Genomic DNA, 13,518 nt, shown 5'->3' with positions numbered 1-13,518 from the left:
CCCCATCGGCGGCCGAAGCCACCCATCAAATCACGGAAAGATAACAAGTCTAGTCCATAATTGAGTGCCCGTTCACCGCGACGTCGCCATCCGGACCCCCGCCCGCCACCCACCGCCAGCAACGTGGCCGACGTGAGAGTCATAGTCGTCGGAGCCGGCGTAGTGGGAATGATGCACGCCTGGCACGCAGTGGAACGCGGCCACGAGGTCGTCCAGATCGAGCGCGAGGCCGAGGCCCGGGGGGCCAGCCTCCGTAACTTCGGCCAGATATGGGTCAGCGGGCGGGCCGGTGGCGCGGAGCTGGAAACCGCCCTGCGCGCCCGCGAGTTGTGGGAAAGCATCGGCGCGCGCGTACCGGAACTGGGCTTCCGGGCCATCGGTTCGCTCACGCCCGTCCGCAACGAACTGGAACTGGCCGTGGCCGAGGCGGCGTTGAGCCGCCCTGACGCGGCGTCCCGTGGCTACCGACTGCTGACCGCCGACCAGGCGCGGGCCGTCAACCCCGCCCTGCGCGGTACGTACGAAGCCGCCCTGTGGTGCGAGCGCGACGCGGCCGTCGAGCCGCGCACCGCCTCACTCGCTCTGAAGAACAAGCTTCTGGAGTCCGGCGGTTACACCTTCCTGGGGGGCCGGGAGGTCCGCGAGGTGGTCGGTGACAACGCGGTGCGCGACGACCACGGTGACGTACACACCGGGGACGCGGTCGTCCTGTGTACGGGTGCCTGGCTGGGCGGGCTGGTCAGGGAACTCGTACCCGACCTGCCCGTACGCCGCGTCCGCCTCCAGATGATGCAGACCGACCCCCTCGGCGAGGCCCTGACCACCTCCGTCGCCGACGCCGACAGCTTCCGCTACTACCCCGCGTACGCGAGCCAGGCGCTCGACACCCTCAACGCCGAGCAGGCCCAGGAGCCGACCGCCGCCGCCCACCGGATGCAACTGCTGATGGTCCAGCGGCGCGACGGCGGGCTGACGATCGGGGACACGCACGAGTACGAGCACCCCTTCGCCTTCGACGTCGTGGAGGAGCCGTACGAGCACGTCACCCGCGTCGCCGAGGCGTTCCTCGGCCGCCCGCTGCCCCGCGTCAGACACCGCTGGGCCGGTGTGTACGCGCAGTGCGTCGACCGGAGCCAGGTCGTGCACCGGCAGCGGGTACGCGACGCGGTGTGGCTGGTGACCGGGCCCGGCGGACGCGGCATGACCTGCTCACCCGCCATCGCCGAGACGACCGCCGACGAACTGGGCTGGTGAGACCGCGGTCCGCCCGCCACCCACGCGGCTCAGCCGGAAAGCCGAAAGAAATTCCGGCGGTGATGTCGAGAACCCGTGGCCCGCTCCGTCCCCGTAGTGCGAGCGGCCAAAATGGGTCGCACCAGCACCGAGGAGAGACACCATGGCGAAGTACCTGCTGCTCAAGCACTACCGAGGCGCCCCGGCCCCCGTCAACAACGTGCCCATGGACCGATGGACGCCGGAGGAGATCTCGGCCCACATGAAGTACATGCGGGACTTCGCGGACCGGCTCGAAGGGACCGGCGAGTTCGTCGACGGCCAGGCGTTGGCCCCCGAGGGGACCTTCGTCCGTTACGACGGCGAGGGACGCCCGCCGGTCACCGACGGCCCGTTCGCCGAGACCAAGGATCTCATCGCCGGGTGGATGGTGATCGACGTCGACAGCTACGAGCGCGCCGTCGAGCTGGCCGGAGAGCTCTCGGCGGCCCCCGGGGCGGGCGGGAAGCCGATCCACGAGTGGCTGGAGCTGCGTCCCTTCCTGGCGGCGGAGCCGACCGTCACGGAGTGCCACTGACGTGGACGAGGCACTGCTCCGGAACCTCACACCGGGCGTGCTCGGGGTCCTCGTCCGCCGCGGAGCCGACTTCGCGGCGGCCGAGGACGCCGTACAGGACGCGCTGGTCGAGGCGGTCCGGGTCTGGCCGGCGGGCCGGCCGCGCGATCCGAAGGGCTGGCTGGTCACGGTGGCCTGGCGCAGGTTCCTCGACGCGACGCGCGCGGACGCCGCCCGCCGGCGGCGTGAGGGCGTCGTGGACGAGGAGCCGGCGCCGGGCCCCGCGCCCGCCGTGGACGACACGCTCCAGCTCTACTTCCTGTGCGCCCACCCGTCGCTCACGCCGTCGTCGGCGGTCGCGCTCACGCTGCGCGCGGTGGGCGGGCTCACCACCCGGCAGATCGCCGAGGCGTATCTGGTGCCCGAGACGACCATGGCGCAGCGCATCAGCCGGGCCAAGCGCACCGTCTCCGGTGTGCGGTTCGACCGGCCCGGCGACGTGGCCACCGTGCTGCGCGTGCTGTACCTGGTCTTCAACGAGGGCTACTCCGGCGACGTCGACCTCGCCGCCGAGGCCATCCGGCTCACCAGGCACCTCGCCGCCGTGATCGACCACCCCGAGGTGGCGGGGCTCCTGGCCCTCATGCTGCTCCACCACGCCCGGCGCGCCGCCCGGACCGCGCCGGACGGCGGCCTGGTGCCGCTCGCCGAGCAGGATCGCGGCCGGTGGGACACCGGGGCGATCGCCGAGGGCATCGCGATCCTGCACACGGCCCTGGCCCGCGACCAACTGGGCGAGTTCCAGGCCCAGGCCGCCGTGGCGGCACTGCACGCCGACGCGCCCACCGCCGAGGAGACGGACTGGGTGCAGATCGTCGAGTGGTACGACGAACTGGTGCGTCTGACCGACAACCCGGTCGTCCGGCTCAACCGCGCGGTGGCCGTCGGTGAGGCGGACGGGCCGCGCGCGGGGCTGGCGGCGCTCATGGCGCTGGACGAGTCACTGCCCAGGTACGCGGCGGTGGCGGCGTACCTCCACGAGCGCGACGGAGACCTGACGACGGCGGCCCGGCTGTACGCGGAGGCGGCCCTCAAGGCCCCCAACCTCGCCGAGCGCGACCATCTGACCCGCCAGGCCGCCCGCCTCAACGCCGGACGCGACGCCGGACGCGACGCCGGACGCGACCCCCGCCGGCCCGCCTGACGGCTCACGCCCGGCCCACCGGAAGGGCACCTGCTTCTTTCGAACGTTTCCTGTGGGGTGATCCGTCGTTGATCAACAAGCACCTCGGCGACTGTCGCGCGCGCCGCTCCGGGTCGCCCACGCCCGAGTACCCGAACCACACGGCCCCGCCTGACACCGGCCATGACCCGCCATGACACCCGCCATGACACCCGCCCGCCCGATACATCACTCCTTTCGAAAGACACGACCGTCGATGACCGCTGTCCCGCACCCCCCACCCGGACCCGCCCCGGTGAGCGCCGCCCCGACCGCACCGGTGCCGCCGCTGCTGCTCCCCATGCCGGACGACGATCCCGCCGACTGCTCCGACTCCAGATGCGCCGAGTTCGACTGCCCCGAACTCCTGCGCGGCGAGCTGACCGACCTGCGCCGTGCCGTGGCCGGCGACCCGCCCGAGACCCACCTCCCACCCCCCGGCGAGGCGGACCGGGCCCGGCACCGGTGGTTCGTCGGCCATCACGCCGCCTTCGCCGTATGGCAGTTACAGGCGCGCGCCCTCCAGGCCATGGCCGTGACCCCCGAACCCCCGACCCAGCGGGCGGTACGCCGGGCGGCGGCGCTGTACGACGCCTACTCCGTGCTTTTCCTCTACTCGGGCAGTTGCTCGCCGGAGCAGTACGCCGCCGTCGTACGCCCCCATATGAGCGCGGCGCACCCGGCGTTCAGCGGCGCGTGGGCGCGTGACCACGCCCCGGTTCCGGCCGCCCTGCGCCTGGTCCGGGCCCGCCATCCGGCGTCCGTCCTCGCGCCGTTGACCCGCGCGGCGCGGGACAACCAGCGGGCGCACATGGCGGTGGCGAACAAGCTCGTACCGAGCGGCGGCTCCCTGCTCGAGGAGGCCGGGCGGCAGACCGCCGACCTCACCACCGCGGCCGAACACGACCTGTACGACGCGTACTTCGGCGTGCGCCGGCGCCAGGTGTGCCGGCCCGGCTTCGAGGCACAATTGGTCCGCCGCCTCGCCCAGTGCGCGAGCGACATCGTCGTGCACGGTCTCGGTCCGAGCCCGGACGGCTGCCCCGAACGGTTCACCCACGACGCGCTGTCCGTCCTCACCGCGCTCGCCGAGCACATCGCGGCACGGCAGGAGCCAACTCCCCTCCTCCCGAAGGAAGTCACCAGATGAAGTCGGTCCCCCTCACCCCCGGCCTGTACGACTACGTGGTGGCCCAGGCGGAACCGCCCACTCCCGTCCAGGAAAAGCTCATCGCCCGTACCCACGCACTCGGCGGGCCCGCCGAGATGCAGATCCCGCACGAACAGGGCGTCCTGCTCACCCTGCTGGCCAAGCTGACCGGCGCCCGCCGGATCGTGGAGGTGGGCACCTTCACCGGTTACTCGACCCTGGCCCTGGCCGAGGGTCTTGTCCCCGGCGGCCAGGTCCTGACCTGCGACATCTCCACGGACTGGACGGCCATCGCCCAGCAGGCATGGGAGGACGCCGGAGTCCGGGACCGTATCGAACTGCGGATCGCCCCGGCCCTCGACACCCTCCGGGCCCTGCCCGCGGAACCGCTCATCGACCTCGTCTTCCTGGACGCCGACAAGCCGGGCTACCGGGCCTACTGGGACGAACTCGTACCGCGCGTACGTCCCGGCGGTCTCCTCCTCGCCGACAACGTGCTGTACGGCGGCGCGGCGGCCGACGCCGACGCCCAGGGCAACGGCCTGGCGATCCGCGAGTTCAACACCCACGTGCGCGCCGACGACCGGGTCGAGTCCGTCCTGCTGCCGATCGCGGACGGCCTGACCGTCGCGCGTAAACGCTGAGGTCAGGTGAGCGTCGCGACGGACTGGCGCACTCGGTCGGCGAGTGCGGCGGGCAGCCGGGCGTAGCCCGTCGAGGCGATCGAATCCTGGCCCACCTCGCTGGAGATGTACGTGAGGAAGTACTTCAGGGAGGCGAGTTCGACCTTGTCGCAGACGATCTCGTAGGTCACGGAGACGAGTGGGTACGCGGCCTCGGCCTCGGGCGCGTAGTCGAGTGCGAGGGCCAGATCCCGGCCCGTGCCGACCACCGTGGCGGCGGCGAGGCCCTTGGAAGCGTTGTCGGCGGTCGCCTTGACCGGCTCCCCCGTGCCGGTATCGATGTCGGCGGTCGGCAGGCTCACGTCGGCCGCGTAGGACAGCTCGGCGTAACCGATCGCGCCGTTCACCCGCATCACTGTGTCGACCATCCGGGAGGAGCCGGATGCCGCCTGACCGCCGGGGGCCGACCACCGCGTGCCGGGCTTGAGCGGCCAGTCGGCCGGGGCGGTGGCGTTCAGATAGCTGCTCAGTGTCTGGTTGGTGCCGGACGCGTCGGAGCGGTGGATCGTCCGGATCGGCAGGGCGGGCAGCGCGACGTCCGGGTTCAGCTCCCTGATCGCGGCGTCGTCCCACCTCGTGATCTTCAAGGTGTAGATCTTGGCGAGGGTCGGGGGATCCAGGACGAGGTTGTCCACACCGTTGAGGTTGTGGACGACGGCGACCGGGTTGCCGAGCACCGGCAGATTGACCGCGCCCCCCGTACAGGCTTCCGCGCCCTCGTCGGACGTGAGCGCGGACTCGGAACCCGCGAAGTCGCTGGTGCCTTCGGCGAAGTCGGAGACACCGGCGCCGGAGCCGACCGGCTTGTAGCTGATGTCGGAGTCGGGGCAGGCGGCTGTGTAGTTCTCGATCCAATTCCGCATGGCGACGTCCTGCGTGGACGAGCCCGAGCCCAGGACCCCTTGGCTCTCTTCGGCGCATTCGGGTCGGGTGCCGGCGGGCGCTTCGGCCACCGGGGTCGGGGTCGATCCGCCGCTTACGTCGCCGTTGGGGTCGAACAGGGAGCGGTCAATGCGGGGAACCGGGTGGACGATTACACCGAGGAGGAGGCCCCCGATCAGCAGCATCCTCGTCGTGCGCCTGCCTACCCGACGGGGGCGCGGGGCGGGAGTGGCCGGGGCCGGAGTCGGAGTCGTATCCGCGTCGTTGCCCGCACCGGCGCCCGTCCCGCCGACCGCGTCGGCCAGCGGCGCGGGCAGCCAGGGGGACTTCGCCAGGGCGAGGACGAGGGTCCGGGTCCGGTCGTCGGCCGACTTCGGCTCGTCCGCCTCCGGTCCCGGATCCGCTTCCGGTCCCGCTTCCGCTTCCGCTTCCGGGGCACGGCCCGACGCGACAAGTCCGGCCAGTTCATTGAGCAGTTCGGGCACGGGGGGCCGGGCCGCCGGGTCCTTGGCCAGGCAGCGCGCCACCACGGCTCGTACGCGCGCGGGAAGCCCCTCAAGATCCGGCTCCTCGTGGACGACGCGATAGCCCATCGCGTGCGACGAGCCGGACCCGAACGGCCCCTGGCCGGAGCCCGCGAAGGTCAGCACCGCGCCGAGACAGAACACATCGGCGGCCGGCCCGACGCGCTCGCGGGTGAACTGTTCGGGAGCCATGAATCCCGGCGTACCGACGACGAGATCGGTGCTGGTGAGCGCGTCGGCGCCGGCCTCCCAGGCGATCCCGAAGTCGATGACGCGCGGTCCGTCGGACGCGAGCAGTACGTTCGAGGGTTTCAGGTCGCGGTGGACCAGCCCGGCGGCGTGGATTGCCTGCAACGCCTCGGCCAGCCCGGCCCCCAGCGCGCACACCGACCACTCGGGCAGCGTTCCGTGCTGTCCGACCGCCTCGGACAGCGAGAGACCCGGCACGTACAGCGTGGCCAGCCACGGGGTCTGACCGTGCGGGTCCGCGCCGACCACGGCGGCGGTGAACGCCCCGCTGACGGCCTGCGCCGCCGACGCCTCGCGTGCGAACCGCTTCCGGAAGCCCGGTTCGTCCGCCAGCTCGGGCCGGATGACCTTCACGGCCACCTGCCGCCCGCCCGACGACGACGCGAGGTAGACCTGCCCCATTCCCCCTGTGCCCAGCCGCCCCGTGATCCGATACGGCCCGACCCGCCGCGGATCACCGGCCGTCAGAGGTTTCACCACTGGCCCCCGCCCCATTTCCGGTGCGCCGCACGGCACTTGACGCCCGCGGGACTCGACGCCCACGAGCGTATCGAACCACCTGCCGGCCATGTCCGCCGTTCGGCGAGCCCTACTCCTGCCGGGGAGCCGCCGCGATCGTGGCGGCCACCCGGACGAAGGCGGCGACGGCCGGGGAGCGCGATTCCTGCGGCCATGCCACGGCCAGGGTGGCCGGTTCGAGGTCACTGACGGGCACGTAGGCGATCTCGGGACGTGGATAGCGCAGGGTGACCGAGGTGGGGAGGAAGCAGACGATGCTGCCCAGCTCGACGAGCCGGAGGATCTGTGGCAGGTCGGAAGTGCTTTGCGCCGTGCCGGCGGTGGGCGTGTCGTCGTCCCCGGCCGGACCGTCCCCGGCCGGACCGTCCCCGGCCGGACCGTCCCCGGCCGGGCCGCTGTGCTGGTCGGGTGTCCCGGTCCAACCGTGCGCGTCGGCAAACGGGCCCTGGTGTGCGGGGGATCCGCCGGGAAGGCTGCGGCCGGTCAGATCGGCCAGGCGCAGGGACGGCCGCGCGGCCAGCGGGTCGGCGACCGCCATGGCGAGCAGGAACGGCTCGGTGACCAGCAGATGGTGGTCCAGGCCGTGCTCGTCGAAGGGGTGGAGCAGAAGCGCGGTGTCGGCGCGGCCGTCGCGTACCGGCTGCGCCTGCTCGCCGAACCGGCCGAGCACCAGCTCGACCGGCAGGGCCGCTTCGTCTCCGGCGTACGCGTCGAGGATCCGCGGCAGCAGACCGCCGTCGATGTCGGGCTTGAGCGCGAGCCGCAGCCGGCGGGTGGGTTCGCCGGCGTGCCGGGCCCGCCGGCCGGCGGCTCTGACCGCGTCGAGCGCGGTACGGGCGTCCCGCAGCAGGATCTCCCCGGCGGAGGTGAGGACGACCCGGCGGGTGGTGCGCGTGAACAGTTGAACGCCGAGCTGGTGCTCCAGCTCCCGGATCGCGCGGGACAGCGGTGGCTGCGCCATGCCGATCCGCTCGGCCGCGCGTCCGAAGTGGAGTTCTTCGGCGACCGCGACGAAGTACCGGAGCTGTCGGGTCTCCAGGTCGTTCATACCTCCACGGTATCAACGGTGCCCGGATCGGTCCTTCAGGTCCGTCGCGGTGCCGGGTTGACTTGGGGCTGAAGAAGCCGGAGTACGGGAGATCACGGGAGAGGAAGCCATGCGTGCTGTCGCGGTGCACAAGACGGGGGACACACCCGAGCTGATGGAGCTGCCCGTACCCCGCCCGACGCCCGGAGAGGTCCTGGTCAGGCTGACGGCGGCCTCGCTGAACCCGATCGACGCGGGGATCGCCGAGGGCATGCTGCCCATGCCTCAGGTGTTCCCGCTGGTCCTGGGCGTGGACGGGGCGGGGGAGGTGGTGGCGGCAGGGGAAGCGGTGCGCGGGCCGGCGCCCGGGGACCTCGTACACGGCCAGTTTCTCCGCGCGCCCCTGGGCAACGGCACGTTCGCCGACTACGCGGTGGTCACCGAGCACCCGGACAGCGGGGCGCTCCAGCGCGTCCCGGACGGCATGCCCGCCGACATCGCGGCGGCGCTGCCGACCGCGGGCATGACCGCGCTCGGTGCCCTGGAGGCCATCGGCCTGCGGGCCGGGCAGTCGGTCCTGATCGTGGGGGCGACCGGCGGGGTGGGCGCCTTCGCCGTCCAGCTCGCGACGGCTCTCGGCGCGGAGGTCATCGCGACCGCCCGGCCCGGCGCCGACCGGTGGATCCGGCGCCTCGGCGCGGCTCGGACGGTCGACTACACGGCCGGCGACACGGCGGAGCAGGTCCGCAAGACGCATCCCGACGGGATAGACGCCTTCCTGGACCTCACCCGCGACACGGCGCGCTTCGGCGACTACGCCGCACTCGTCCGCGACGGTGGCGCGGCCACGTCCGTCACCTTCACCGCGCCCCCGGAACTGGTCGCCTCCGAACGGATCGCCGTCAGCAACTTCCAGATGGCGGACAAGCCGGACCTCCTCGCGCGGATCACCGCCGAGGCCGCCTCGGGCCGGATCACCGTCCCCGTCCAGCGGACGATCACGCTGGACGAGACCCCCGGCGTACTGGCACGGAGCGCGGCGGGCGGCGCGCGCGGCAAGACGACGGTACGCGTCTGAGGCGGCCCCGGTCGCGAGAACGGTTCACACCCCGGACGAACTGGAGGAGAAGATCACCATGGACTACAGGTCGCCCTCGCGTGGCTGCACAGCAAGCCGGTCGTCACCGCGCCCCTCGTCGGGGCGAGCAGGACACAGCAGATCGACGACGCGCTCGCGTCGCTCGCGATCGAGCTGACCGACGACGAGATCCAGGCGCTCGAAGCGCCGTACACGCCGCGTCACGACTTCCAGGGCGTCTCCGACGACGCCGAGATACAGGCCGTCATGGCGCGGCTGCCCCAGTTCACGACCGCGAGTTAGTCACCTCCGCCAGTCAGTACGGCAAGCAGCAGAAGCAATCATGAGCAAGGAGCAAGGAGCAACCATGAGCAAGGAGCAATCATGAGCAAGGGATCGGCCCTCGTCGTCGGTGTGGGCCCCGGCCTCGGTCTGGCTCTCGCGGAGGCGTTCGCCCAGGACGGCAATCCGGTGGCGCTGTTCGGCCGTGGCGCCGAGCGCCTGGAGACGTACGCCTCCGGGCTGGCGGCCCAAGGCCGTACGGCGCGTGCCTACCAGGCCGACGTCTCAGACCCCGAGGGCCTGGCGGCAGCGCTCGTGCGGGCCACGGACGACCTGGGGGCGCCCGAGGTGCTTGTCTACAACGCGGCCCTGCTGACCACCGATTCGCCCACCGGACCGGACGCGCGGGACTTCGCGCACTCCCTCGCGGTGAACGTCACCGGGGCGGTGGTCGCGGCCCGTACCGTCCTTCCGCTGCTGGCGGGCGGCCGGGGAAGCCTGCTGTTCACCGGTGGTGGGCTCGCCCTCGATCCGTCGCCCGAGTTCGCCTCGCTGTCGGTGGGCAAGGCGGCGCTGCGGGCCTACGTCCAGACCCTGCACAAGCAGCAGCGAGGCTCCGAGGTGCACGCGACCACCGTGACCGTCGCCGGCTACATCGGCGGTGACGACCCGCGCTTCGCTCCCGGGACCCTGGCCGCCGCTTACGTCGACCTGCACCACCAGCCACGGGAGCAGTGGCAGGCAGAACTCCTCTACAACTGATTTCCGTTCGCATCCGCTCGCATTTAAAAGCCCCTTATTCATCGTGCTGGGAGGAAACTGGCTGTTCGCTTTCGTGATATAGTCCTTGTGAATTCACAGGACGCCACGAAAAAAGGGGAATGGCGTGAATACCGAGAAGGTTACGGCTCGACGTCTTACGGCCGAAGAGGTCTCGGAGTTGGGCCTCCAGGACGGAATCTTCGTCTCGGCAGAGATGGATGGTCTTCCTCTCGACTGCTACGCCCCGGCTTTCCTCGCGGAGCCGGGTAAGAATTTCGAGGGAGGGTCCTTCACCGCGCGGACGGTATTCGGTCAGGAAATCCGCGTGCTCCCTGACAATTCCGAAGAGCGTGGGATCTGGATGGCCGACAAGGCGGGGGAGGAAATCGAGGTTCTACAGAGTGCGGGCGTACTTCTGAATCTCGCCCTCTTCGTTCCCGACGGGAGCAAGGAATCCCTGGAGTCGCTTTACGCCGCCGCCCGGGACGCCTTCGGCGCGGGGATCGTCCAGCGCTGGAGCGAGGAAGTCGTCGCGGTGCCGGACGTCAAGGTCGACCTGTTCGAGGAGCCGGCCCGGGGCCGGAAGAACACGAGCGGTCAGAACCGGGACCGCCGTGCCCTGGACATCTACCCGACCCGGGTGCGGTTCCTGGAGCCGAGCGACGGCTGGAAGTTCGTTGTCGAACCGCACAAGGAAGTCGTCGACGAAACACCGACGATCTGACCTGATGGCAGGTTAGGTCCTGTCCCCGACCACTCGCGAGAGCCCGTCAGCCTGCTGACGGGCTCTTGTGCGTCCGTCCCGTCGTCCGTCCCGTCGTCTGTCCCGTCGCGAAGCCTCGGCGTTTGTCGCCGGGCCTCTGCGGCTTTGTCCTTGATCAGTAACAGAGGTGTCCCGCGCGGGCGTTCGTATGTCTTGATGAGCACACGACATCGGCGGAGACAGCGAAGGGGCGGGGACATGGCGGGTCGCAGGGGACGGGGATGGCACGGTCGGCTTCTCGCGGCGGCGCTCGGTGTGACGGCGGTGGCCGCGGCCACCTCGATGTGGAGCGCGCAGGCCAACCCCGCCGCAGCGCGGCAGCCGGTGTCGGACGCCAAGCCCGAACAGACCGTGACCAAGGTGGCGGCGGACATCGCGCACGCCTCGGACCGCGGCCCCCAGGGCGTCAACATCACCATTGACGACGGACCGGACCCGGTCTGGACGCCGCAGGTGCTGGATCTGCTGAAGGACAGCGGTGTGAAGGCCACGTTCTGCATGGTGGGCACGCAGGCCGAGGCGTACCCGGACCTGGTCAAGAAGGTCGTGGCGGGCGGGCACAAGCTGTGCAACCACTCGGTCTCGCACGACACCGCCATGGACACCAAGTCCGAGGAGTACCAGTCCAAGGAGATCCTGGACGCCGAGCGCATGATCACCAAGGCGTCCGGAGGCGTACGGCCGGAGTACTACCGGGCGCCGGGCGGTGCCTTCACCCCGTACAGCCGTCAGCTCGCCGCGTCCCGGGGGATGCGGCCCCTGGGCTGGAACGTCGACACCAAGGACTTCGAGCGTCCCGGAGTGGACACCATGGTCACCACCGTCAAGACGGAGATCTCCGACGGTCCGACCGTCCTGTTCCACGACGCGGGAGGCGATCGCTCCCAGACCCTGGCCGCGCTGGGTGAGGTGCTGCCCTGGCTGCGGGAGCAGGGGTACTCCTTCGGCTTCCCCGTACGGTAGCGAGGCCCGCCTCACCCCCCGCCTCACCCCCACCCCCGTGATGGCGAAGTTGCGGGGGAGCGGGACGCTGCGCAAGGTGGACGGGACGGGGATCGCGGGGATCGACGCACACACCGCACGTCCGTCCGACGCCGCCGACGCCGCCGCCGAGCAGAGGACCACGATCATGCGAACGACGGAAACCTCCCGTGCCGGGTCGGCGTGGCCGCGTTTGCGCGTCGACGACTGGGTCGAGACCCGCGACACGCTGCACATGTGGGTCCAGATCGTGGGCAAGGTCCGGCTGGCGCACGCGCCCCTGCTCAACCACTGGTGGCAAGTGGTCCTTTACGTCACCCCCCGGGGGCTGACCACCTCCGCCATCCCCTACGGTGCCGGGTCCTTCGACATCGAATTCGACTTTGCCGACCATGTGCTGCGGCTGCGCACCAGTGACGGCGGTACCCGCGCCATCACCCTGGAGTCCATGCCGGTGGCCGACTTCTACGTACGGGTCGGGCAGGCGCTGGTCGACCTGGGCGTACCCACCACCATCCAGGACCAGCCGAACGAGGTCGAGCCGGCCATCCCGTTCTCGGTGGACTACGGGCACCACACCTACGACCCGCGTGCGGCGCACCTGTTCTGGCGTCAACTCCTCCAGGCTGACCGGGTGTTCGGGGAATTCCGGGCACAGTTCGTCGGCAAGTCCAGCCCGGTGCACTTCTTCTGGGGCGCCATGGACCTGGCATGCACCCGGTTCTCCGGGCGCCCTGCCCCCGTACATCCCGGCGGTGCGCCGAACTGCGGTGACTGGGTCATGCGGGAGGGGTACTCGCACGAGCTGAGCAGTTGCGGGTTCTGGCCCGGCGGCGGGGACGAGGGGGCCTTCTACTCGTACGCCTACCCGGAGCCGGCCGGGTTCGCCGACAGCCCGGTCACCCCGTCGGACGCCTACTACAGCCAGGAGAACGGGCAGTTCCTGCTGCCGTACGAGGCGGTGCGCACCGCCGACGATCCGGACCGCGCACTCGCGGGATTCCTGCACAGCACCTACGTGGCGGCGGCGGACAGGGGCGGCTGGGACCGGGCGGCACTGGAGACCGATCCGGAGCGCTGGGCCGGCCGGTGAGCGTCCGACAACGGACGCATTTACGTGGACAACGTACCCAAGTGGAAGGACGACCCTCATGACTTCCCGTGACAACTGGCCGACGCCGTCCGAAGGTCTGGTACTGACCCACTTCGTGACCGTGCGGGACGTCGCGGTCTCGCGACGCTTCTACGCGGAGGTGTTCGGCGGGCAGGTGGTGCTGGAGGAGAACCCCTGCATCGTGAAGATCGCCAACGGCTGGATCATCATGAACCCGGGCGGTGGCCCCACACCCGACAAGCCCGACGTCATCCTCACCGCCCCCGAACCCGGCGACCCCGTGTCCTCCTTCCTCAACGTACGGGTGGCCGACATCGCGGCCTTCTACGAGCAGGCGGTCGCCAAGGGCGCGCGGTTCCTCACCGAGCCCCTTGACCGCAAGGCCGAACTCCGCTGCTACGTACAGGATCCGGACGGCTACCTGATCGAAGTCGGGCAGGCCACCGGCATGTTGGAGGGCCTGTTCGCGGATCGCGCCGACCCGCCCGGGTAG

13 protein-coding genes and 1 pseudogene are annotated in these 13,518 nt (G+C 71.1%); 12 read left to right on the top strand and 2 right to left on the bottom strand.

Annotation, left to right across the window (positions count from 1 at the left end; genetic code table 11):
• Nucleotides 1-132 precede the first annotated feature (132 nt).
• From OG329_RS19220 to OG329_RS19200, 5 genes are all read left to right on the top strand, one after another.
• Nucleotides 133-1,254 carry a TIGR03364 family FAD-dependent oxidoreductase gene (locus OG329_RS19220; RefSeq protein ID WP_405796672.1) on the top strand — a complete coding sequence of 374 codons (1,122 nt, stop codon included), beginning with the start codon at nucleotides 133-135 and terminating at the stop codon, nucleotides 1,252-1,254.
• A 142-nt stretch (nucleotides 1,255-1,396) separates the two neighbouring features.
• Nucleotides 1,397-1,810, top strand: a complete 414-nt coding sequence (locus OG329_RS19215) for a YciI family protein (RefSeq protein WP_405796671.1) — start codon at nucleotides 1,397-1,399, stop codon at nucleotides 1,808-1,810.
• Between the two features lies 1 nt (nucleotide 1,811).
• Nucleotides 1,812-2,993 carry an RNA polymerase sigma factor gene (locus OG329_RS19210; protein ID WP_405796669.1) on the top strand — a complete coding sequence of 394 codons (1,182 nt, stop codon included), beginning with the start codon at nucleotides 1,812-1,814 and terminating at the stop codon, nucleotides 2,991-2,993.
• Between the two features lie 274 nt (nucleotides 2,994-3,267).
• Entirely contained in the window at nucleotides 3,268-4,161 is an 894-nt protein-coding gene (locus OG329_RS19205) for a hypothetical protein (RefSeq protein WP_405796668.1), read from the top strand.
• Nucleotides 4,158-4,805 (top strand): O-methyltransferase, encoded by a 648-nt coding sequence (locus tag OG329_RS19200; RefSeq protein WP_405796667.1) that lies wholly within the window; start codon nucleotides 4,158-4,160, stop codon nucleotides 4,803-4,805. Before OG329_RS19205 ends, OG329_RS19200 begins: the two co-directional genes overlap by 4 nt.
• Nucleotides 4,806-4,807: 2 nt before the next feature.
• Here the strand turns inward: OG329_RS19200 and pstS are convergent, their stop codons facing one another.
• Nucleotides 4,808-6,994 carry a phosphate ABC transporter substrate-binding protein PstS gene (gene pstS, locus OG329_RS19195; protein WP_405796666.1) on the bottom strand — a complete coding sequence of 729 codons (2,187 nt, stop codon included), beginning with the start codon at nucleotides 6,992-6,994 and terminating at the stop codon, nucleotides 4,808-4,810.
• Between the two features lie 94 nt (nucleotides 6,995-7,088).
• Nucleotides 7,089-8,066, bottom strand: a complete 978-nt coding sequence (locus OG329_RS19190; protein ID WP_405796664.1) for a LysR family transcriptional regulator — start codon at nucleotides 8,064-8,066, stop codon at nucleotides 7,089-7,091.
• A 109-nt stretch (nucleotides 8,067-8,175) separates the two neighbouring features.
• Between OG329_RS19190 and OG329_RS19185 the strand changes: the two genes are divergently transcribed.
• The 7 genes and pseudogenes from OG329_RS19185 (at nucleotide 8,176) to OG329_RS19155 (ending at nucleotide 13,518) form a co-directional block, all read left to right on the top strand.
• Nucleotides 8,176-9,123 carry an NADP-dependent oxidoreductase gene (locus OG329_RS19185; RefSeq protein ID WP_405796663.1) on the top strand — a complete coding sequence of 316 codons (948 nt, stop codon included), beginning with the start codon at nucleotides 8,176-8,178 and terminating at the stop codon, nucleotides 9,121-9,123.
• Between the two features lie 57 nt (nucleotides 9,124-9,180).
• Nucleotides 9,181-9,426: pseudogene (locus tag OG329_RS19180) on the top strand (aldo/keto reductase); the annotation flags it as partial.
• A gap of 81 nt (nucleotides 9,427-9,507) precedes the next feature.
• Nucleotides 9,508-10,167, top strand: a complete 660-nt coding sequence (locus tag OG329_RS19175; RefSeq protein ID WP_405796661.1) for an SDR family NAD(P)-dependent oxidoreductase — start codon at nucleotides 9,508-9,510, stop codon at nucleotides 10,165-10,167.
• A 124-nt stretch (nucleotides 10,168-10,291) separates the two neighbouring features.
• Nucleotides 10,292-10,891 carry a hypothetical protein gene (locus OG329_RS19170; protein WP_405796655.1) on the top strand — a complete coding sequence of 200 codons (600 nt, stop codon included), beginning with the start codon at nucleotides 10,292-10,294 and terminating at the stop codon, nucleotides 10,889-10,891.
• A gap of 237 nt (nucleotides 10,892-11,128) precedes the next feature.
• A complete protein-coding gene (locus OG329_RS19165) occupies nucleotides 11,129-11,893 on the top strand; it encodes a polysaccharide deacetylase family protein (protein ID WP_405796653.1) in 765 nt (254 codons plus the stop codon).
• Between the two features lie 166 nt (nucleotides 11,894-12,059).
• Complete coding sequence (locus OG329_RS19160; RefSeq protein ID WP_405801915.1) at nucleotides 12,060-13,004, top strand: DUF5996 family protein; 945 nt, start codon at nucleotides 12,060-12,062, stop codon at nucleotides 13,002-13,004.
• Nucleotides 13,005-13,062: 58 nt separating this feature from the next.
• Nucleotides 13,063-13,518 carry a VOC family protein gene (locus OG329_RS19155; protein WP_405796651.1) on the top strand — a complete coding sequence of 152 codons (456 nt, stop codon included), beginning with the start codon at nucleotides 13,063-13,065 and terminating at the stop codon, nucleotides 13,516-13,518.

Source organism: Streptomyces sp. NBC_01506, assembly GCF_045040295.1.
In the GTDB taxonomy this organism is placed as follows: domain Bacteria; phylum Actinomycetota; class Actinomycetes; order Streptomycetales; family Streptomycetaceae; genus Streptomyces.
This window is presented reverse-complemented; position numbering and strand designations above follow the sequence as displayed.